Annotated in this window: 17 protein-coding genes; 6 read left to right on the top strand and 11 right to left on the bottom strand. The window is 31.4% G+C overall.

The genetic code is table 11. The features are described from left to right. Nucleotides 1-506 precede the first annotated feature (506 nt). The 4 genes from Q1A46_RS06835 (at nucleotide 507) to Q1A46_RS06850 (ending at nucleotide 10,520) form a co-directional block, all read left to right on the top strand. Entirely contained in the window at nucleotides 507-3,029 is a 2,523-nt protein-coding gene (locus Q1A46_RS06835) for a GEVED domain-containing protein (RefSeq protein ID WP_299675742.1), read from the top strand. Between the two features lie 247 nt (nucleotides 3,030-3,276). Beyond that, nucleotides 3,277-5,853: a GEVED domain-containing protein gene (locus Q1A46_RS06840; RefSeq protein WP_299675745.1), complete on the top strand. Its 2,577-nt coding sequence runs from the start codon at nucleotides 3,277-3,279 to the stop codon at nucleotides 5,851-5,853. 257 nt (nucleotides 5,854-6,110) lie between these two features. Continuing rightward, nucleotides 6,111-8,561, top strand: a complete 2,451-nt coding sequence (locus tag Q1A46_RS06845) for a GEVED domain-containing protein (protein WP_299675748.1) — start codon at nucleotides 6,111-6,113, stop codon at nucleotides 8,559-8,561. A 99-nt stretch (nucleotides 8,562-8,660) separates the two neighbouring features. Continuing rightward, the gene (locus tag Q1A46_RS06850) at nucleotides 8,661-10,520 is read left to right on the top strand and encodes an ABC-F family ATP-binding cassette domain-containing protein (RefSeq protein WP_299675751.1); all 1,860 of its coding nucleotides are present in this window, start codon (nucleotides 8,661-8,663) and stop codon (nucleotides 10,518-10,520) included. A gap of 16 nt (nucleotides 10,521-10,536) precedes the next feature. Here the strand turns inward: Q1A46_RS06850 and Q1A46_RS06855 are convergent, their stop codons facing one another. The 4 genes from Q1A46_RS06855 to Q1A46_RS06870 form a co-directional block, all read right to left on the bottom strand. Continuing rightward, entirely contained in the window at nucleotides 10,537-11,079 is a 543-nt protein-coding gene (locus Q1A46_RS06855; protein ID WP_299675755.1) for a hypothetical protein, read from the bottom strand. An 8-nt stretch (nucleotides 11,080-11,087) separates the two neighbouring features. Beyond that, complete coding sequence (locus Q1A46_RS06860) at nucleotides 11,088-11,648, bottom strand: hypothetical protein (RefSeq protein ID WP_299675758.1); 561 nt, start codon at nucleotides 11,646-11,648, stop codon at nucleotides 11,088-11,090. A 13-nt stretch (nucleotides 11,649-11,661) separates the two neighbouring features. Beyond that, nucleotides 11,662-12,390: a hypothetical protein gene (locus Q1A46_RS06865; RefSeq protein ID WP_299675761.1), complete on the bottom strand. Its 729-nt coding sequence runs from the start codon at nucleotides 12,388-12,390 to the stop codon at nucleotides 11,662-11,664. 200 nt (nucleotides 12,391-12,590) lie between these two features. Continuing rightward, the gene (locus Q1A46_RS06870; protein ID WP_299675763.1) at nucleotides 12,591-13,061 is read right to left on the bottom strand and encodes a DUF3291 domain-containing protein; all 471 of its coding nucleotides are present in this window, start codon (nucleotides 13,059-13,061) and stop codon (nucleotides 12,591-12,593) included. Nucleotides 13,062-13,400: 339 nt separating this feature from the next. Here Q1A46_RS06870 and Q1A46_RS06875 point away from each other — a divergent pair, with 339 nt between their 5' ends. Continuing rightward, the gene (locus Q1A46_RS06875) at nucleotides 13,401-13,970 is read left to right on the top strand and encodes an AidA/PixA family protein (protein ID WP_299675765.1); all 570 of its coding nucleotides are present in this window, start codon (nucleotides 13,401-13,403) and stop codon (nucleotides 13,968-13,970) included. Between the two features lie 78 nt (nucleotides 13,971-14,048). Here Q1A46_RS06875 and Q1A46_RS06880 read toward each other — a convergent pair whose 3' ends face one another. Next, on the bottom strand, nucleotides 14,049-14,456 hold the full coding sequence (locus Q1A46_RS06880; protein WP_299675767.1) for a VOC family protein: 408 nt from the start codon (nucleotides 14,454-14,456) through the stop codon (nucleotides 14,049-14,051). 2 nt (nucleotides 14,457-14,458) lie between these two features. Beyond that, nucleotides 14,459-15,388 (bottom strand): glyoxylate/hydroxypyruvate reductase A, encoded by a 930-nt coding sequence (locus Q1A46_RS06885; protein ID WP_299675769.1) that lies wholly within the window; start codon nucleotides 15,386-15,388, stop codon nucleotides 14,459-14,461. 106 nt (nucleotides 15,389-15,494) lie between these two features. Here Q1A46_RS06885 and Q1A46_RS06890 point away from each other — a divergent pair, with 106 nt between their 5' ends. Further along, nucleotides 15,495-15,917, top strand: a complete 423-nt coding sequence (locus Q1A46_RS06890; protein WP_299675771.1) for an Lrp/AsnC family transcriptional regulator — start codon at nucleotides 15,495-15,497, stop codon at nucleotides 15,915-15,917. 30 nt (nucleotides 15,918-15,947) lie between these two features. Here Q1A46_RS06890 and Q1A46_RS06895 read toward each other — a convergent pair whose 3' ends face one another. The 5 genes from Q1A46_RS06895 to Q1A46_RS06915 form a co-directional block, all read right to left on the bottom strand. Further along, nucleotides 15,948-16,328: a hypothetical protein gene (locus tag Q1A46_RS06895; protein WP_299675773.1), complete on the bottom strand. Its 381-nt coding sequence runs from the start codon at nucleotides 16,326-16,328 to the stop codon at nucleotides 15,948-15,950. A 69-nt stretch (nucleotides 16,329-16,397) separates the two neighbouring features. Then, the gene (locus Q1A46_RS06900) at nucleotides 16,398-17,507 is read right to left on the bottom strand and encodes an aminotransferase class I/II-fold pyridoxal phosphate-dependent enzyme (protein WP_299675776.1); all 1,110 of its coding nucleotides are present in this window, start codon (nucleotides 17,505-17,507) and stop codon (nucleotides 16,398-16,400) included. Between the two features lie 35 nt (nucleotides 17,508-17,542). After that, nucleotides 17,543-18,988, bottom strand: coding sequence for a DUF4157 domain-containing protein (locus Q1A46_RS06905; RefSeq protein ID WP_299675779.1), 1,446 nt, complete (start codon nucleotides 18,986-18,988; stop codon nucleotides 17,543-17,545). Between the two features lie 77 nt (nucleotides 18,989-19,065). After that, nucleotides 19,066-19,296 carry a hypothetical protein gene (locus Q1A46_RS06910; RefSeq protein ID WP_299675782.1) on the bottom strand — a complete coding sequence of 77 codons (231 nt, stop codon included), beginning with the start codon at nucleotides 19,294-19,296 and terminating at the stop codon, nucleotides 19,066-19,068. A gap of 23 nt (nucleotides 19,297-19,319) precedes the next feature. Further along, nucleotides 19,320-20,549 carry a hypothetical protein gene (locus Q1A46_RS06915; protein ID WP_299675785.1) on the bottom strand — a complete coding sequence of 410 codons (1,230 nt, stop codon included), beginning with the start codon at nucleotides 20,547-20,549 and terminating at the stop codon, nucleotides 19,320-19,322. Between the last annotated feature and the right edge of the window lies 1 nt (nucleotide 20,550).

The following is a 20,550-nucleotide window of genomic DNA, read 5'->3' on the forward strand; positions in this document are numbered from 1 at the left end:
GAACAATCAATACATGTTTATAATAATTTGAGACCACATTTGAGTTTGAATATGAAAACTCCTAATTTTATACACAACAAAAAACCAGAGAAGCTAGCTTCTCTGGTTTAAATAATACTTTTTAAAACTGTCAACCTATTTTAGGACGACTCATATTTAACAATAAACAGGATAAACCCCTGTTTTTCAATAAATAATAGTTTTCAACGTAACTTTTTGCTATATTTATAATGAAACTCTAACTAACCTATGAGTATCTTTATTGGTATCCCCCTTCCTCAAGAGGATTAGATTTCTAATCAATTGTGTAACCCCCCTTAACACGAGAGGACATGAAGAATACGTTCTTATTACTACTGACGATTCTTCTTTCTATAACAAGCATTTCGCAGGAAAGAAGAGCCTGTTATTCAGACGAAAGTCTAGAGTACAGAAAACAAAAGACCCCCGAGATCCAGAACAAAATGGATCTGATTGAGTATCAAACTCAAATGAGAATACAGCGAATGGAAAGGTTTCAGAATAAACAATCAGACGAACCTATCACTATTCCAGTCGTAGTACACATTATCTACAATAATGAATTAGAGAATATTAGTGACGATCAAGTTCAATCTCAAATAGATGTATTGAATGAAGATTTTGGAAAAACCAATCCTTATTTAACTGATAAATGGCCTCAAGCTGCAGATACAGGCATAAGATTTCAGTTAGCTTCGGTAGATCCAAATGGTAATTCTACTAAAGGAATTACTAGAAAATCAAGTTCAAAAACATCTTGGAGTTATCAAGATCTCATGAAAAATTCTGAATCTGGTGGAGTAGACCCATGGAATACAGTTGAGTATTTAAATATATGGGTTTGTAACATCTCAAACGGAATATTAGGATATGCACAATACCCAGGTGGTAAAGCAAGCACAGATGGTGTTGTAATTAGTCCTAAGTACTTCGGATCTTCAGACAAAGGAGATGGCTTTTATTTAAATCCACCTTTTGATAAAGGTAGAACTGCCACACATGAAATAGGACATTTCTTTAATCTACGTCATGTTTGGGGTAATAGTAAAAGTTGTGGATCAGATGATTTAGTCGATGATACACCAGAATCTAACGGCCCTAACTATGGTTGTCAAGTAGGAACTGCATCTTGTGGATCAGAAGATATGGTAGAAAATTTTATGGATTATTCAGATGATACTTGTATGAGTATTTTCACATCTGGACAAAGAGCTAGAATGCATGCTGTTTTAATGGAAGGAGGATTTAGGCATGGTTTAGCTACATCTAATAAATTTGATACAATAACAACTGATTTATTTACCCCTAAAAATGTAATTGTTTCAGAATTAAAGTCTACTGAGGTTCTTGTTTCTTGGGATGAAGTTAAAAGAGCATCTTATATAGTAAGATATCGTTTAATAGGATCAGAAAAATGGAATGAAACTTTTGCATTACAAACATCGATTTTATTAAGAGATTTAAAAGATAACTCTGAATATGAAGTACAAGTAAAAAGTACCTGTGCAACCAATGAATCATCTTTTAGTGAATCAGTGAAATTTGTAACAGATACTAAAGACAAGTATTGTGTATCTAAAGCAGAAACTACTAATGAACTCTATTTAGCAAAAGTCGTAATTGGAAACATAAATAATAGTTCTGAGGGTGGAACTGGTTATTCCGACTTTACTTCAAATTATGCTAAGGTTCTTAAGACTCATGAAGTGTATATCGAATTAACACCAGAATGGTTAACTGAAGTTAATTACGAGTGCGGTTATGCTGTTTTTGTAGATTACAATCAAGATGGAGACTTTAATGATCAAGGAGAAAAGGTTTTTACTGTAGGTAAAACATCAAAACCTTTAATTAATGGAAGTTTTGTTGTTCCTGAATCGGCTTCAATGGGAGAAACAAGAATGAGAGTAGTTATGAAGTATAATGGAACTCCAGAAAATTGTGAAGTTTTTGATTATGGAGAAGTTGAAGATTATACTTTGAATATCCATGGAGCACATCATGACACAAATGCGCCTTCTACTCCTGAAAATATTATAGCATTAGAAGTAAAACCAAAAGAGGTAACTTTAAGTTGGGATAAAGCTAGCGACGACGTGGAAGTAAAGGGATATGAAGTTTACTTGAATAATGAATATCTTAAAATGGTAGAGCACCCATTGATTTTAGTAGATGGTTTAGAGCCTGCGACAGATTATAAATTCTCTATTAAAACAAGAGATTGTTCAGGGAATACATCAGAATCTTCAGAAATTTTGGTTTCAACTTTAAAAGAAGAAATAAGTTACTGTGATTCTAGAGGAAAAAAATCAACTTACGAATGGATAGATAAAGTAGAAATAGGATCAATATCTAATTATTCTAACTCTAATAATGGTTATGCAGATTATACTTCATTAGAAACCGATTTAATTAGGGGAGAAGTGACTCCGATTGTAGTTAGTGCAGGTTTTTTGAACTTTAGTTATACAGAATTTTGGTCAATTTGGATTGATTTCAATCAAGACGGTTCATTTGATGATGATGAAAAAGTCGTTTGTGGTTCTTCTTCAAGTGGAGAAAATTTATTTGATATGGTGTATATTCCTTCATCAGCTTTACTTGGTAAAACTAGAATGCGTGTATCTATGAAATACAAAACGATGCAATCGGCTTGTGAGTTTTTTACAGAAGGAGAGGTTGAAGATTATACAATTAATATTATCGACTCTAATGAAGCAAATATCGAAGAAGCAGATATCACAGGAGCATCTGAAATAGGTGAAGTGGAAGAACTAAAAATAACAACATACCCTAACCCAACTGTTAATCATGTTAATGTTATTGTAGATGAAAAACAAGAGCAAGAGATTGTTTCATACAATATTATAAATGCTACTGGTCAAGTAATTCGAAAAGAAAAGATGAATAGCTTAAAAATAGACGTTTCAGATTTAAGTTTAGGTGTTTATATATTAGAATTTTACGATGGCCAGAAAAAATTTCAAACCAGAATAGTTAAAAGATAATCCCCTTTTTTAATTATTTAGTTAAAACCCAAGCTTAGCTTGGGTTTTCAATTTTGAAATAACTTTTTGTTAACATATATTAATAATTAGTGTTGATTTCTTAACTTTTTTAATAAATGTTTGTTTTTATTCTATCGAAAATATATTTTCGGCCTCCGTTTTCGTAAAAAGTAGTTGTAAGTTTTCAAAATCAACAATAACCCACATTTTTTTTTACGAAAATTTTAAAACCATTAAAACCCTTTAGATGAAAAACAAAATTACTTTAATTTTGGTAGGAATGCTCTTGGCTTCTACTACCATTTACTCTCAAACACCTGTTAAGCGAAATTGTAGTGCTTCAGATCTTTTCGAAGAAAAAATGAAGAATAATCCTAGTTTAGAAAGAAAAATGCTAGAGATGGAATCGTTTACGCAACAAAGAGTTGCGATGATGAAAAATCTTCAAGGAAGAATTGTTGGAGATGTATATCAAATTCCGGTAGTAGTTCACGTATTATATACAAATAATTCAAATAATATTAGTAATGCTCAGATTCAGTCACAGTTAGATGTTTTAAATGCAGATTTCCGTAGAACAAATGCAGACAGAACAAATAAGTGGTCTCAAGCTGCTGATACTAAAATAGAATTTTACTTAGCTGAGGTAGATCCTAATGGAAATCCAACAACAGGTATTACTAGAAAACAAGTAACTAAATCTACATGGAACTTAACTTTAGGTGAAGGAGACGAACTTAAAAGATCTGCAGATGGTGGAGTAGATCCATGGAATACTTCTGAGTATTTAAACATGTGGATTGTAGATAATTTAATAAGAAATACAAATACTGGTACAGCAACAATTTTAGGTTTTGCTCAATTTCCTTGGGATACGGATGCTTCAACTGATGGTGTTGTAATGGCAGATCAATATTTTGGAACAACAGGAACAGCTCAGGCTCCATTTGATGGAGGTAGAACTACTACTCACGAAGTTGGTCACTATTTTGGGCTACGTCACATTTGGGGAGACGGTGCTTGTGGTGTTGATGATTTCGTTTCTGATACTCCAGAGTCTGATGCTCCAAACTATGGATGTGTTACAGGTCATACTTCTTGTGGTTCAGAAGATATGATTCAAAATTACATGGATTACTCTGATGATTCTTGTATGAATTTATTTACTGCAGGTCAAAGAGACAGAATGCATACATATTTACAAGCTGGTGGTGCAAGACGTACATTAGCTTTATCAGATAAAACTAATGGAGGAACAACAAATCCTCCAACAGGTGATACTTGTTCTTCAACAATTTCTTCTTTTCCATATAGTGAAAGTTTTGAATCTGGTGATGGATGGACACAAGCTACTGGAGATGATGGTAACTGGGTAAGAACTACAGGAAGTACACCTTCTAATAATACAGGTCCAATATCTGCTGCACAAGGTTCAAGTTACTTATTTTTAGAGGCTTCTTCTAATAGTAGTGCTGGTCAAATAGGATCTAATGCAACAGCTATTTTAGAAAGTGGATGTTTTGATTTAGCAGGAAAATCTGCAGCAACGTTCTCTTTTGAAAACCATATGTATGGTACTAATGTAGGTTCATTAAAAGTTCAAGCATTAAAAAGTGGATCTTCTACTTGGACAGATATATGGTCTGATTCAGGTAATAAAGGAAACCAGTGGAATTCAGTTTCTGTAAACTTAAGTGCATACTTAGGAGGAAAAGTTAAACTAAGAATAGTTGGTACAACTGGTAATGGTTGGTCTAGTGATATCGCTGTAGATAATTTATCGGTAACTACTGGTGGAGGTTCAACAGCAGATACGCAATCGCCTTCTACACCATCAAATGTTCAGGTTTCTAGTATTACAGAAACAACTGCTACTGTAAGTTGGTCTGCTTCTACAGATAATGTTGCCGTAACTAATTACGAAATATTTCAAGGTTCTTCTAGTTTAGGAACTGTTACAGGTACTTCTGCTAATTTAACAGGTTTAAATGCAGGAACATCTTATACAATTTCAGTAAGAGCAAAAGATGCTGCAGGAAACTTGTCTGCTGCTGGTTCTGTATCATTTACAACTGTAGATAATACTCCAGCTCCAGTTTCTTATTGTTCTTCTAGTAGTAATAGAACTCAATTCGAATGGATTGATAATGTTGAGTTAGGTGGAATTGCTAATGCAACTGCTGCAGGAAGTGGGTATTCAGATTTTACAGCTCAGGTTGGAACTTTAGCACAAGGTAGTACAAATAACATGGTTGTTAGTGCTGGATTTAGTGGAACAGCTTACACAGAATTCTGGGCAGTTTGGATTGATTTCAACAGAAACGGAACATTTGAAGATAGTGAAAAAGTGGTTTCAGGATCTTCGTCAAGCGCAGATAATTTATCAGCTACAGTTACTGTTCCTGCAAGTGCAGTTTTAGGACAAACAAGAATGCGTGTTTCTATGAAATATGATGCTGCTCAAACAGCTTGTGAAACTTTTGCTGATGGAGAAGTGGAAGACTATACAATTAATATTGTTGCTAGTGGAGCTACTACAAGAATAGATGGTAATGTAATAGCAGCACAAGAATTAGGTAACGAGCCAGCTTTAACATTAAAAGCATATCCGAATCCAGTTCGTGATTTCTTACAAATTTCAACAAATAATAAATCAATGAGTTTAGCTTCTTATAAGATTGTAAATACAATCGGTCAGGTTGTTAAATCAGGAAGTTTAAATGAAACAAGTCAAATAAATGTATCTAAATTGAATCAAGGCATTTATGTTTTAGAAATTAATGATGGTCAAAAATCATTTATTACCAAAGTGGTAAAAGAATAAAACATGGATAATCCCCTATATTGTTAACTAAGCCCAAGCGTAAGCTTGGGCTTAGTTTTTTATACAAACATTCTTTTAATTGATTGATTATTATTTTAACTCTATTGTTGAGAATTAAACAAAAAATTAACATTTTGTTTGGTTTTGCTTTGGTTTTTGCTATTTTAGCTCCGCAAAAAATTAGATAATTGAGTTACCTCCCACATCTCCACTCAACTTAATTATCTAGTATAAACCATTAAACCCTTTAAAAAACAATGAAAAAAATTACTTTTTTGTTTCTGCTTGTTGCTGGAATAATGTTTTCGCAACAAAGAAGGAATTGTCATTCTATGGACAACCTAGAATTCAGACAATCAAATGACCCCCAACTAAAGCAAAGAATGCAACAAATTGAAAACTTCACACAAAACAAGTTGCGTCAGCTTTCAGGATTACAAGGAAGAATAGACGGTGATATTATCACAATTCCTGTTGTAGTACACATTATTTATAGTAATTCACAAGAAAATATTAGTGATGCTCAAATTCAATCACAAATAGATGTACTAAACGAAGATTTTAGAAGAACAAATTCAGATGCTACAAACAAGTGGTCTCAAGCAGCAGACACACAAATAGAATTCCAATTAGCTGCTATCGATCCTAACGGAAATCCAACAAACGGTATTACTAGAAAATCATCAACAAGAACTTCTTGGGGAACAAACGATGCAATGAAATCGTCTGCTCAAGGAGGTGTTAGTCCATGGGATACTTCAGAGTATTTAAACATGTGGGTATGTAATATTGGTGGAGGAATTTTAGGATATGCACAATTTCCAGGAGGTAGTGCTTCTACCGATGGAGTTGTAATGAGCCCACAATATTTTGGTAGTTCAGATAAAGGTTCTGGATTTTATTTATCTGCTCCTTTTGATAAAGGTAGAACAACAACACATGAAGTTGGACACTTTTTAAACTTACGTCACATTTGGGGTGACGGGGGTTGTAGTGTAGATGATTTTGTTTCTGATACACCAAATGCTGGTGGAGCAAACTATGGTTGTGCTACTGGTAATACTTCTTGTGGTTCTGAAGATATGGTAGAAAACTATATGGATTATTCAGATGATGGATGTATGAACTTATTTACATCAGGACAAAAAAACAGAATGAGAGCAGTTCTAGAAGCGGGAGGATCTAGAAGAAGTTTAGCTTTATCTGATAAATTTACACCAGTTGCTTGTAATGCAACAACACCAACTGGAGTTTCAGTTTCTGGAATTTCTTCTTCAGGGGCAACAGTAAATTGGAATGAAGTTACAGGTGCTACTTACGATGTAAGATATCGTGCAACAGGAACTTCTTCTTGGACAGTAGTTACTGTTTCAGCAAACTCTGCAGCAATTTCTGGTTTATCAGCTTCAACACAATATGAAGTTCAAGTACGTAGTAAATGTTCTTCAGGAAATTCTTCTTATAGTACTTCTGTTAACTTTACAACTACAGCAGTTCAAATTAACTATTGTTCTTCTCAAGGAAATAATGTTAATGATGAATATATTGGAAATGTAACTTTAGGAAGTATTAATAACGCTTCTGGAAGTGGAAATGGATATTCTGATTTTACTTCAATTTCGACTAACTTAAGTAAATCTTCTTCTGCTTCAATTACAATTACGCCAACTTGGACTGGAACTGTTTACGCTGAAGGATATGCAGTGTTTATCGATTATAATCAAGATGGTGATTTTGCTGATAGTGGAGAAACTGTTTGGACTCAATCAGCAACTAGAAATACTCCTGTAACAGGAAGCTTCACTGTTCCTGCTGGTGCTGCTGAAGGAGCAACAAGGATGCGTGTTTCTATGAAATATAACGGCGTACCAACTTCTTGTGAAACATTTACTTATGGAGAGGTAGAAGATTATACTGTAAATATTACTTCTGGTGGTTCTAATCCAGATCCTGGTTGTGATACATTAAACTTTAATGATTACACATTATCTTCTTTCTCTAATCAAGATTCTGCTGGAAATGCATCTGTAGGTTCAGGTGGAAATTCATTAACATTAACAAACAATACTTGGAAGTATATCGCATTAAACTATACGGTAACTCCAAATACTGTTATCGAATTTGATTTCAGCAGTACTTCTCAAGGAGAAATTCATGGAGTTGGTTTTGAAAATGATAATTCATTAACATCAAGTAGATATTTTAAAGTTCATGGAACACAAAACTATGGTGTAACGAATTACGATAATTATGCTGGTGGAACTAAAACATATGTAATTCCTGTTGGAGATTCATATACAGGAAACATGGATCGTTTAGTATTTATTAACGACAACGATGCTGGTTCTGGAAATAATTCTACATTCTCTAATGTGAAAATTTATGAAACTTCTTGTTCTTCATCTAGAACAGTTGTAGAATTTGGAGCAAGAATCGATGTGTTAGGAGATCAAGATGAAAATACATTAGCAACATTAACATTAGCACCAAATCCAGTAGCTAAAGGAAATGTATTAGAAATATTATCTTCAGATAATTCAGATTTATCAACTACTAACTATGCAGTAATTAATATGCTAGGTCAAACTGTAAAGAAAGGAAACTTAAACAATCGTATCATAGATACGAATACATTAACTCCTGGAGTTTACATTTTGAATTTAACAAATGAATATACACAAACGAAGAAACGTTTTGTTATTAGATAATTGTACTATTTTTGAATGAAGAAGAGACCGTTTTTTAAAACGGTCTCTTTGTTTTTATCGCTATTGAAATCATTACATTTGTCTTTTATTTAGAAATTCATGAATTACCTTACTGTAGAAAATATTTCCAAAGCTTATGGAGAGCGCGTTTTGTTTGAAGATTTATCTTTTGGAATTAATAAAGATCAGAAAATAGCTTTTGTAGCTAAAAATGGAAGTGGTAAAACATCAATTTTAAATATTGTTGCAGGAAAAGATACGCCAGATTCAGGTCAGGTTATCAGTAGAAAAGGAATTCATATTGCGTATTTATCTCAGGAACATAATTTTGATGCAAATCAAACAATAGAAGAAACAATTTTCGCTACAGAAAATAAAATTCTTCCAATTATTCAGCAATACGAAGCAGCTTTACAAAATCCAGATGATGCCGAAGCTTATCAAAAAGCATTCGATTTAATGGATCAACACAATGCATGGGATTTTGAAACACAATACAAGCAAATTTTATCGAAACTAAAGTTAGATAATCTACAACAAAAAGTAGGTTCACTTTCTGGAGGACAACGTAAACGTTTAGCTTTAGCAATTATCTTAATTAATAAACCAGATTTATTAATCTTAGATGAGCCAACCAACCATTTAGATTTAGAAATGATTGAATGGTTAGAAGCATTCTTTTCTAGAGAAAAAATTACCTTATTCATGGTAACACACGATCGCTATTTTTTAGAGCGTGTGTGTAATGAGATTATTGAATTAGATAACGGACAGCTTTATAAATACAAAGGAAACTATTCGTATTATCTTCAGAATAAAGAAGAACGAAAAGCTTTAGAAGCGACAAATCTTAGTAAAGCAAAAAGTTTATATAAGAAAGAATTAGATTGGATGCGTCGTCAACCAAAAGCAAGAACGACAAAATCTAAATCTCGAATTGATGATTTTTTCGAAATTAAGCAAAAAGCACACCAGCGTAGAAAAGAACACGAAGTTCAGTTAGAAATTAATATGGAACGTTTGGGGAGCAAGATTGTAGAATTACATAAACTGAAAAAATCTTTTGATGAAAAAGTAATTCTAGATGGTTTTGAGTATGTGTTTAAAAAAGGAGAGCGTATTGGAATCATTGGAAAAAACGGAACAGGAAAATCATCGTTCTTAAATATCTTAACGAAACAATTACCATTAGACGGCGGAAAAATTGTAGTTGGAGAAACGGTAAAGTTTGGATATTACACCCAAAAAGGAATCAATATTAAAGAAGGGCAGAAGGTCATTGAAGTGATTAAAGAGTTCGGTGAAGAAATTCCGTTAACGAAAGGAAGAAGAATTTCTGCTGCACAATTACTAGAACGATTTTTATTCGACAGAAAAAAGCAATACGATTTTGTAGAAAAGTTAAGTGGAGGAGAGCAGAAGCGTTTGTATTTGTGTGCGGTATTAATTCAGAATCCGAATTTCTTAATTCTCGATGAGCCAACAAACGATTTAGATGTGGTAACACTAAATGTTTTAGAAAACTTCTTATTAGATTATCCTGGAAATTTAATGGTAGTTTCTCACGACCGCTATTTTATGGATAAAATTGTAGATTCTCTATTTGTTTTTAGAGGAAATGGAGTAGTGGAGAATTTCCCTGGGAATTACTCTGATTTTAGAGCTTATGAAGATTCTAAGACCCCAGAACCTAAAACAGAAAAGAAAGAAGCTGTAAAACGCGAAAAAACGCCTCAAAAAGGAAAATTAAGTTATAATGAGAAGCGTGAGTTCGGTGTTTTAGAGATTGATATTGAAAAACTGCAAAAGAAAAAAGAGCAAATCGAAGCACAATTTGCTAATGGAGAGATAGCTTCAGAAGATATTAACGATAAATCTGTAGAACTTCAACAAATCATAGAAGATTTAGAAACCAAAGAAGAGCGCTGGTTCGAACTATCTATGAAAATGGAAGAGTAAAAGTGTAGAAGCTTTTTTAAATGAACTTTAGAATATTTTTGAGAATTAAAGTGTCTGCTTGATATTCACTGCCTAAGGTTTTTGTGATGTTTTCCTTTAATTTTTTGTATTCTTCAGTTGTTTTAAATTGTTTGAATTGTAGTGCTTTAAAACTTTGAAAATCTAGATAATTAAAACTTCGTTTACCAATATAATTTCCTTTGTGAAATTCTAAAAGAGTGTATTTTTGATCTTCTTTTTTACTTTGATATTCATTGTAATTATCTATTCTGATAAAACCAGAAAACCAGTCGCAATCAGTTTTACCTTTAAAAACATTTTTAAAAATCGATTTCAGTTTTAAATTAACTGTGTTTCCATCAAAGATTCGAATATCAGTAACTTTTAGTTTTTCATTTTCCACAGAAAAATTACCAACATAACCTCTTGTTAAAGCAGTATTTGAAGAGTGGAATTTCTTTAATTTCGGATTTCCTTTAAAAAAACTCTCTAGTATATAATCTTTGATGTGATATGTTTCACCTTCAAAAATTAAAATATCTCCTATTTGCTTCGTCATTTACAACGTTACTTTTTCAATAATTTGATAAGAGGTTCACGATAATCAAAATCCTTTTCATTGAAGTAAACTCTGTTTTTAGCAAAGTCAAAATTCACAAAAAGCTCAGCATGATCTTCTTCATTTTCTAAGAAAATTTTAAATCTACTTTTATTGTCATGATAATTCGGAGGTTCTTGATTTAGATTGGCACAGGTAAATGTTTGTGTGTCTTTTAAAACAAGGTTTGTATTGTTCAGTTCATATTTGTCAGACAAAAACTGTAATAAAGCATCGCTTTCTTTTCCTTTAGAAACAAACTGAATTCCTTCTTTTAAAAACATATTTTTAGGTTCACCATTCACAAAACCAGGAGGAATATCTTTTTTTAAACGAATTGTAATTCCAATTTTTTCTTTATTTAAAATTGCACTAACTGTGTATTCAAAATAAGTATTCGCCTCTTGACGATCAGTAATTGAAAGTGGAATGTCAATAAATCCCTCAGTAGATTGTAAGTTTGTAATATCAATAATTTTCTGACTACTTTTTTGTCCTAAAGTAAGTATAGATAGCAATAAATTTTTCATTTTTCTTTTCGAGTTAATTTTTCATTTTTTCAAATTCCTCAATTGCTTTATGGTTTTCCATAAGGTTCAATTCTGGTTTTCCAGCAAATACACCAAGTCCAACAGAGCATCTCACAAAATATTCTTGTCCTCTTTTAACATCTAAAACAATAGAATCTTTTGTATCTATTTTAGCCCAGAATTTATGTTTTCTGAAATCAGTGATGGTTAATTCACACTTTTCTCCGTTTCTAACTCTACAAACTACAGAATCTTTATTTACTCGAATTTTATACCCAATAAGAGAACCTATTACAAGTGAAGGTCTATAAAAATAAACTTTTGCGTAATCGGCATTTATTGGAAGTCGAGATTTGTTACGTTCCTTGAATTCTTGTACAATAGGCGAGAGTTTTTCAGCGTCAAAATTTCTATAAATTTTTGCTTTAAGACGATAACATGTACTTCCAAAATTAGGATCTTTTAATTCTATAATTTCTATGATATTTCCACCTGCTTTTCTAGCAGCAATTTTGGCGTCGTTCATTACTTTATTATAGTCACAATCTACAGTAAATCCACTATCACCAATTTTAAGATCACCAATAAAAATAGATCTTTCAGGAAGTTTACCTTTTTCTAAAATAATTATTTCTTGAGTTTTTTCTAATGCATTAAAACTCGTATTACTAATTGTTGATTTAATTCTTGTTGAACACGAATAAAGCATCAATACTAATAATACAAAAACTGTATTTTTCATAGTTTTTACTAATGATTGTTCTGGTTTTTAGAAAAATAAAAAGGAACAGGAGGATTAAACTATTTCTTTATCTTTTTTCATGGTTAAAAGTAGAAAAATAAAGACGTACAAACAAAAAAGTAATTATGATTTCACTTTTTGAAAATAAGAGTATTCGATTTCATCTTTTTTGATGCCTAATTTCTTTCAATTTTCATTTGTTACTTTTTATATAGTTCACCATTTTGATTGTAAATATTAACCATGTTAAAAGCTTCTACGCTTGATCCGTTTTTATTTAGTAAATCTAATTTTTCTTTAGCTTCAGTAAGTGTAGGAATATGACCTTTTTCGATATACCACATTACAGCTTTGTGTCCTTCTATTTCGTTAGACCATTTTTTTCGGTTTTTAAGAAAATAACTATGAACAGTTTTATAAGTATAATCGCGTAAAAAGTCATAGTTTTCCCAAACAGACATGTTAACAAAGATTAGTTTGTCTTCGTAAGGAGTTTCTATATCTGTTGCATTTTCGCCACTTTCATCTTTAAGTCTCCAAACAAAGCCTTCACTTTCTTCAGCAAGCAAATTCACAGGAGCAAGAAAATCTCTAAATTCTTTAATGATTGGAGAGTCTAACTCATCTTTTAGTTTAATAATGTTGAACTGAGCAAGGTGTTTCGTATTCATAGTTTTAATAGGAATAGTGTTTATTAGGTTTTTTTTAAAAGAAAAAACAATACTATATTTTGATAAAAATACTAAACTTCAGAAAGAGAAAAATCCCCTGATTAGGGGATTTTTATAAATGTTTTTAAAATTTCATGTATAGTATTTCAGTATTTAATGAACGAAAAATTAGCTTCTATCCCTTTTTTTAAAAAGTTAACGTATTAATTACTGAACTTTATAATGTGATCGAAATTAAAATATTTGATTAAGTAGCTACCATTCATTTTTATCACAGAGGTAGAATCCGAAAAACCTTTATAAATAGAGTAGGAAACCAATTTTTAATAAAAACGAATTATGGCAACAATAGATATTTTATGTGTAATAGACACTAATGGTTTAATGAAAAAAGGCTTAAAGCCAGGAACTCTTGATAATCCTACAGGTTTAGGTGGTTGGAGTGACTCAGATTCATTTGTATTTATGATTTGTGATGGGCAGTATGCTTGCAATAATCAAGGAAAATCAGAGTTATCAATTAAAGCAAATATTGGAGATACTTTACGTTGGACAATAACAGATCCATCTACAGGTTTAATTTCAGGTCAACAGAATAAATCTTTCAGTTGTATTTTATATAAATTTAAAAGTGCTGGAATAAATAAACAAATTACAGATCCTGTTTTAAAGTCTACACCAGCACTTACATATTATAACAGTTTGAACTCAGCAACAACTCCTTCAGCAGGAGCTTACATGTGCTCTTCTTGGACTAGTTCTGTCTTATCATTAGGAAGTAATATTCAGTATGACTGGTCTTTTCAAGTAATAGATAATTTTTCTGGAGATGTAGTAGGTTATTATACTTGGGATCCTTTTATTAATGTTCAAGAAGCTGCAATAGGAGCAGAAGTTGAAGCATTATAGATAATTGATAAAATTGTTTGTTTAAAAACGGTTTAGCTTTAAAACTAAACCGTTTTTAAGCAAACTTTATCTATCGGCTTAGAAAATCTCTTCTTCGTTTTTAAAACTCTTAAATTCGATCGGATTGTTACTGAAATCTAAAACAAACATAGTTTTCTGTTCACCACGAGTTCCTGCATATCTTGTTTGTGGTGGTATAATAAATTCAATATTGTGAGATTGTAATGCATTTTTAATGAATTCAAACTCATGATCTTTTACAATACAACCAAAATGAGGAATTGGAACTTTTACATTATCCACTTTTCCACAGTAATCCAATTCCGGAATATTTTTAGAAATATGAGCAGACAATTGATGTCCGAAAAAATCAAAATCAATCCAATATTCGGTTTGCCGTCCGATAGTACAGTTTAAAATTTCATGATAAAATTCATGTGTACTTTGAATATCTTTAACTTTAAATGCAAAATGGAATCTGTTCATAATTAATATCCTTTTTCTATTGAAACTACATTAATGAGTTCTTTTTCGTTTAACAAGTTTTTGTAATTGGTAACCACAATATCCGAAGCTGTTTCAATATTGGTGATAGCAGCAATATGTGGTGTTATGTTAATATTCTTGTGTTCCCAAAATGGGTGATTCTCAGGTAAAGGTTCAGTTCGAAAAACATCGAGTAAAGCACCTGATAAATGTTGATTGTTTAATAACGTAAGTAAATCATTTTCAACTAAATGTTCTCCGCGTCCAACATTAATTAAATATCCATTTTTATTTAGTTGTGAAAGATGTTTAAGATTTAGAATATTTTCTGTTGCTGAAGTTAATGGTAGAATATTGATTAAAACATCTATGTTTTTTAGTACATCAGCCAAACCTTCATTTCCATGAAAACAAGTCACATTTTGTAATGTTTTTTCTGATCTCGACCAAGCCTTTACTGTAAATCCAACTTGCGCTAATTTTGTAGCAACATGAGTTCCGATTTTCCCTAAACCTAAAATTCCAATGCTAGTATTTTGAATAGTTTTATACGGTTTTTGTTGCCATTGCTTTTCTTTTTGAGCTTTCTGATATTCAGCAAAACGTTTTAAATGAGATAAAACACCTGTTAAAATAAACTCGAACATATCTTCAGACAATCGATTATCTACAATTCTTGTTACTGTACAATTTGAAGCTAAATCCTGACTTTGAATTATGTGTTCTACTGAAGCTCCGACAGATTGTACGACTTTTACATTTGGAAATTGTGCTAAACTATTTGGCTCAGGTTTCCAACACAAAGCAAAAGTAACAGCTTTTGAATCAGTTACATTTGGATAAATCTCAATAGCAGTATCTGGCAACTTAGTTTGTAAAGTTTCTTGCCAAGGTTTCGGATCTTTATTGTTAAAACAGATTACAATGCTCATCTTCTTTTTTTACAAATTTCTAATTTTTAGGATAGTTGTAAAAATGTAATCATTTGTGTTTTTGTAAATTTACTTCTGAATGATGTGTAATTTTAAAGATTTACTTATGATTGATAATATAGATGCGCAAATTTTAAAAGCTTTAGAAAAAGATGCACGACTTTCTTTTGCGGAAATAGGACGTTTAATTAATCTATCTGCATCTGCGGCAAGAGAACGTATTTTAAAAATGGAAGATGTAGGTTTAATTAAAAAATACACGATTGAAATTGATCATTCTCAATTGGGCTACGATTTAGAGGTGTTTATTTTGGTAAAAGTGTTTCACGGAAAACTTCGTTCGTTTTTAGATGCAATTCCAACGATCCCAGAAATTAAAAAAGCACACAGAATTACTGGAAATCAGAACTTACATGTAAAAGCAATGCTTAAAAACCAGTTGCACTTACAACAATTAATTGATCAATTAATGCCATTTGGTGATACACATACCTTGTTGGTATTATCGGATGTATTGGAGAAAAAATAATTGACTCCGTTTGGTTTAACAATAGTGCTTTTATCTTTTATTCAATTCGTATTCTAATAGTTCTTTAAAATATGTATTGTCTCCAAAATAATAAGACTCAATAAAATCAACAACAGCTTCTTCATTTTCAAAATCAAGGCTAAAATCTCCAGGTCCTGGACCTGGAACCCAATTTGAACAAACCAATTGATATTGATTTTTTAAAAACCAGAGCATTAGAGCTGGGCAATCAGATGAAATTTCTGATTTAGTTTTACCATCATTATCCAATATTATAGCGGGAATCGTAGAATAATTTGGAATTGAATTTCCTAGAATTTCTGGTTTCTTAATAATGAAGCATCTTTTATGATTACAGGTGAGATGAAGCCCTTGAGCTTCAAGTTTTTCTATATTATTTTTACTTAACAATTTTATTTTTGAGTTTTGGCTTTATGTGTCACTTCGATTAGAGTCGAGAAGTGAATATATAATATTTCATCAATTAGTTTTCAAATAATGATCTAAAACCGCTATAATTTCAGCGAAATTAGCCCTTCCAAATCCTATTCTTATGTATTTACCTTCGTATTCAAACATTTCCGAAGGAACGGTCATAATTCCAGTTTCTTTTACCAGTATATTACTAAATTCTAAAGCAGAATTATCAATATTAAGCTGTACAAAAGATGTAGAGCCTGCTTTTGGCGGAACAAAGTTTGTGATTACTTCTTGCTGATCAACAAACTCACTAAAAACAGTAATATTACTATTGATTTTTTTAAGATTTGGCTCTAAAAACGAGTTGATATTATTCAAAGCCATTATGGATAAAATTTCACTAGGCGCACTATTACAAATACTTAGGTAATCTTTAAAAGCTACAACTTTCTGTAAAAAAGATTTGTCTTGACTTACTAGCCAACCTGTTCGTAAACCAGCTAAACCAAAAGTTTTTGATGTTCCCCAAAGACTAATCCCTTTTTCGTAAAGATCACAAATGGGGTGTAATTCTTCAGTATCACCATGAATCAATTTATGATACATTTCATCTGAAAAGATATAGATATCGTGCTTTCTAGCAATAGCAACTATTTCGTTTAGTTGATGTTTGGTTAAATAACTTCCTGTAGGATTATGCGGGAAATTTAGAATAATCAGTTTGGTGTTTTTCTGAATGAGTTTTTCTAAATCTTCCGTGTTGAAAGTCCAATCTTCAGAATTAGGTTTCCAAAATGAAAGTTCACAATGAATAGATTTCACCACTTCTGATAACGATTGGTAACATGGTGAAACTGTAATAGCATGATCTGTTGCATTTAATAAAACATTCATACTGATGAAATTTAATTCACCAGGTGTTGCCACGACAACATTTTCTATAGAATTTAAATTGTAATGTTGGAGTATAGCTTCTCGTAAAAGTGGATTGCCTTCACTTTCAGTATATCCTAATTTTAAATTTTCCCAAAGTTTTAGTTCTTCATTAGAAGCGTTTTCTAGTATATAATTCAATTCATAACCGTCGCAATCAGAACTAGATAGTAAATACTTTGCCGTAAACTCATGTTGTGCAAAATAACGCTCGAGTTTAAAATCGTTTATTTTCATAGGTTAAAAATCCTTTCCAATAATATTATAAAAAATTATAGTTTGGTTAATACATAACCACCACCAGTCATATGGTTTTTGTCTGTCAATTGTAATTGATAACTACTGTTTTTCCAAATTCCTTTTTCAGTTTCTTTAAACCCTTTTTGCCATACAGATGCGGGTGCTTCTGTTCCATTTGTTGGGTCATATGTACCAAATTTAGTTTGTACAATCCAGTGTTTGCTAAAAAAGAATTTTCTTTCATCTGCATAATTACCAGCACCAATTTTAACGTTTCCAGGACAAGAAGGATCTATAAATGTAGCAGGTAGTTTACCAGTAATAAAATTTTGTTCGATTAAAATAACTCTAGAACTTTCATCAATATCTGTAGACTTCAATAAAGAACTAAAAGCAGCAGCAAAACTTCCGCAAGCAGCACTTTTATCACCACCTAAAACGTCAGCACCTTTTGTAACATACTTCCAGTGGTTTTGTCCGTATTTCATAAACTTCGCAAATAATTCATCTGCTCCTGCTTTACCGCTTGTTTCGGTTAACTCACCAATAATCGCATTTATGGTAGTAGCTTTTGTAGCAGCTTTTTCCATGGCTTTTTTTTCCATTTCGGCAGTTGTTTTTAAAAAACCAACTGTATCAAGTGCTTCATCTAAACCAGATGGTAATTCGGCTCTATGCCATTCTATCCAAGATGTTGTGTATTTAATAATTTTTTCTAAATCTGTTATTGATGGGTTTTTATGAAAATCATCTAATGCTGTCGTCGCAAATATAAGATCGGCAGTAATCATTGCACTTGGTACTTTATTAATACAATTTGCTTCCCAAGTAGCGTTACTCATTATTTGTCGTTGAATAACTTTCGCTTGTTGTTGTACAGGTTTATTTTTAGTGTTGTTTGTACTAAGCGATCTGGTTTGTATCGTATTTGTATTTTCGCTACTTAATGCTTTGTTTCCCATTACAGTGGCTTCGTTTTCTAAACTTGCACTATCGTTTACAGCTACACCATTCACACTAGTAGTAGGTTTTACGCGACCTTCCATTTGTTGTACAACATGACCTAACTCATGAGGTAAGTGTTTTTCTTGACCACTAGCCAAATGAATTTCACTTCCTTGAGCATATGCGTGTGCTTGAACAGTTGCAGGTTTTGGTGAATTGTAATGTACCTTAACATGATCGAGTGACATTCCAGATAGGTTTTCCATTCCTGTTTTTAAATTATCTGGTAAACCTGTATTATTTTCTTTTTTTTGAATAGTAGTTTGTTGATCTGTAGTATAATCGTTTGCTATTGATTGCATTTGAGCAGTTTGCTGAGTTTGTACACTATTATCAACATTTTCCTGCTGTTTTTTTTGTGTATTAGCTTCAGATCTATTGTTTTTTAATTGAAAAGTAGGCGTGCTACTTTCTTTTTTATTTACAATTGATTTTTTTTTATACTCTTGTGTTTTATCAGCGTGAGTACTCATAGTTCGGTTTTATTAGGAGTCTGGTTTAATTACTAAAGTTAGTAAATAAAAAATCAGTTGTAAAATATGTAATGAATTTAAACAACTGATTTTTTATTCATTTCTTTTAAGTGATATTTTACCCATCCAAAATCTCCTGAAGCTACTTGTTGTATTACTCCTTTACGAATTAGTTTAGAAAATGTAGAGGAGAAAGAAGAGCTTTTTTTTATCATTGATCCATTTTTTCGATAAAAAATAACAAGCTCTCCTTTATTCGATTTAAACTCTTCAATAACGATTAATTCTTCTTCAGTGTGGTAGTTCATTTTTTAATTATTTGAAAAGTCTATTACATACTTTCAATTACCTCTATCAGTAATTCTGAAAGATATTTATCATCATCGTTTAATTGTTCTAATTTGGATTTTAAAAGCGGCTTCATTTTTTTATTTCCTAGTTCTTCAATAGCATCTAAAATAAGAGAATTACTATTGTTAAGATGTTGAAGTTCTTTTTCTAAAACTGACCTTATTTTATGATCTTTTCGCAAGGCAAGTCCATAAATAGAATGTTGTTTTACCTCTTTATTTTGATTTTCTACATTTTCCCATAACACTTTTCTAACTTTTGGCGTATTGAAATCGTTTTTATAACTTAAATTTATAATCGCTTTTTGCTTTACACCTAGATTTTTATCTCTGCATAGTTCTACAAAAAAATCAATAATAAGTTCATGATTATAGTTGATAAGCTCATCTGCTAGTACAATTTTAAAATAATCACTTCTTTCTTTTAATGATAGTAAACTTTTTATTTCTTCATCTTTAAGTAAAGATAGGTTTGATTTTAAAGAGAAAATTAGAATTTCAAGAATCTCTTTGTCATTTTCGGATGCTATTTTTTTAAGAAGAAAAGATTTTACTTGCTCTAAATTATATTCAGATTCATACAATTTATACATTAAACGAAATCCGTAAATTTTATCAGTTTTAGAGTTGGATCTGCATAAACTATAAGCTTTTTGAAAAGATTCTTTAGGAAATCTATTTACCAAAGCATTAATGAATCGCCATTGATTTGTAATATCTTTTTCGGATAATAGTTTGTCGAATAATTGGCTCATGGAAAGTTTATTTTGAGATACTATCCAATTACTTGTTTTTTCTGGTTCAGTAACTTCTTTTAAAATTTTCCCTTCTGCTATGGTTTTAGTTAAAGAGACAAAAGCTGGGTTATTACCTTCTTGCCAAAAACCATCTTTATAAATAACACTAAAATACTCATAAAAAGGGTGTTTTAAATTATTTCTAATTTGAAAAGAATCTAATTCCTTTGGATGATAATCAAAGTCAAAATAGCTTAAGTTAGCATTAAGCATTTCTAGAATTCTATGTAATGTTAATCCTTTTCCTAAATCTTTTGATGGCATTAAAATCTTACCTATTAATTTAGACTTTTTATAGCCTATAAAGGAAGTAAGAAGCCAAGTGTAATAAATTTCAGATTCGTAATTATCAGATGACTTGACTTGCTTTTCTGAACAAGTACAAAACGTTAATTTTTCACTATTAATGCACATT

It is taken from the genome of uncultured Tenacibaculum sp. (assembly GCF_947502995.1).
Classification (GTDB): Bacteria; Bacteroidota; Bacteroidia; order Flavobacteriales; family Flavobacteriaceae; genus Polaribacter.

Bases quoted from the DNA above. Each gene is read 5' to 3' on its own strand.
- Q1A46_RS06835 (WP_299675742.1), top strand. From the start codon at position 507: ATGGAAAGGTTTCAGAATAAACAATCAGACGAACCTATCACTATTCCA.
- Q1A46_RS06890 (WP_299675771.1), top strand. From the start codon at position 15,495: ATGATTGATAATATAGATGCGCAAATTTTAAAAGCTTTAGAAAAAGAT.
- Q1A46_RS06850 (WP_299675751.1), top strand. From the start codon at position 8,661: ATGAATTACCTTACTGTAGAAAATATTTCCAAAGCTTATGGAGAGCGC.
- Q1A46_RS06865 (WP_299675761.1), bottom strand. From the start codon at position 12,390: ATGAAAAATACAGTTTTTGTATTATTAGTATTGATGCTTTATTCGTGT.
- Q1A46_RS06880 (WP_299675767.1), bottom strand. From the start codon at position 14,456: ATGAACAGATTCCATTTTGCATTTAAAGTTAAAGATATTCAAAGTACA.
- Q1A46_RS06875 (WP_299675765.1), top strand. From the start codon at position 13,401: ATGGCAACAATAGATATTTTATGTGTAATAGACACTAATGGTTTAATG.
- Q1A46_RS06840 (WP_299675745.1), top strand. From the start codon at position 3,277: ATGAAAAACAAAATTACTTTAATTTTGGTAGGAATGCTCTTGGCTTCT.
- Q1A46_RS06855 (WP_299675755.1), bottom strand. From the start codon at position 11,079: ATGACGAAGCAAATAGGAGATATTTTAATTTTTGAAGGTGAAACATAT.
- Q1A46_RS06900 (WP_299675776.1), bottom strand. From the start codon at position 17,507: ATGAAAATAAACGATTTTAAACTCGAGCGTTATTTTGCACAACATGAG.
- Q1A46_RS06845 (WP_299675748.1), top strand. From the start codon at position 6,111: ATGAAAAAAATTACTTTTTTGTTTCTGCTTGTTGCTGGAATAATGTTT.
- Q1A46_RS06885 (WP_299675769.1), bottom strand. From the start codon at position 15,388: ATGAGCATTGTAATCTGTTTTAACAATAAAGATCCGAAACCTTGGCAA.
- Q1A46_RS06915 (WP_299675785.1), bottom strand. From the start codon at position 20,549: ATGTGCATTAATAGTGAAAAATTAACGTTTTGTACTTGTTCAGAAAAG.
- Q1A46_RS06860 (WP_299675758.1), bottom strand. From the start codon at position 11,648: ATGAAAAATTTATTGCTATCTATACTTACTTTAGGACAAAAAAGTAGT.
- Q1A46_RS06905 (WP_299675779.1), bottom strand. From the start codon at position 18,988: ATGAGTACTCACGCTGATAAAACACAAGAGTATAAAAAAAAATCAATT.
- Q1A46_RS06870 (WP_299675763.1), bottom strand. From the start codon at position 13,061: ATGAATACGAAACACCTTGCTCAGTTCAACATTATTAAACTAAAAGAT.
- Q1A46_RS06910 (WP_299675782.1), bottom strand. From the start codon at position 19,296: ATGAACTACCACACTGAAGAAGAATTAATCGTTATTGAAGAGTTTAAA.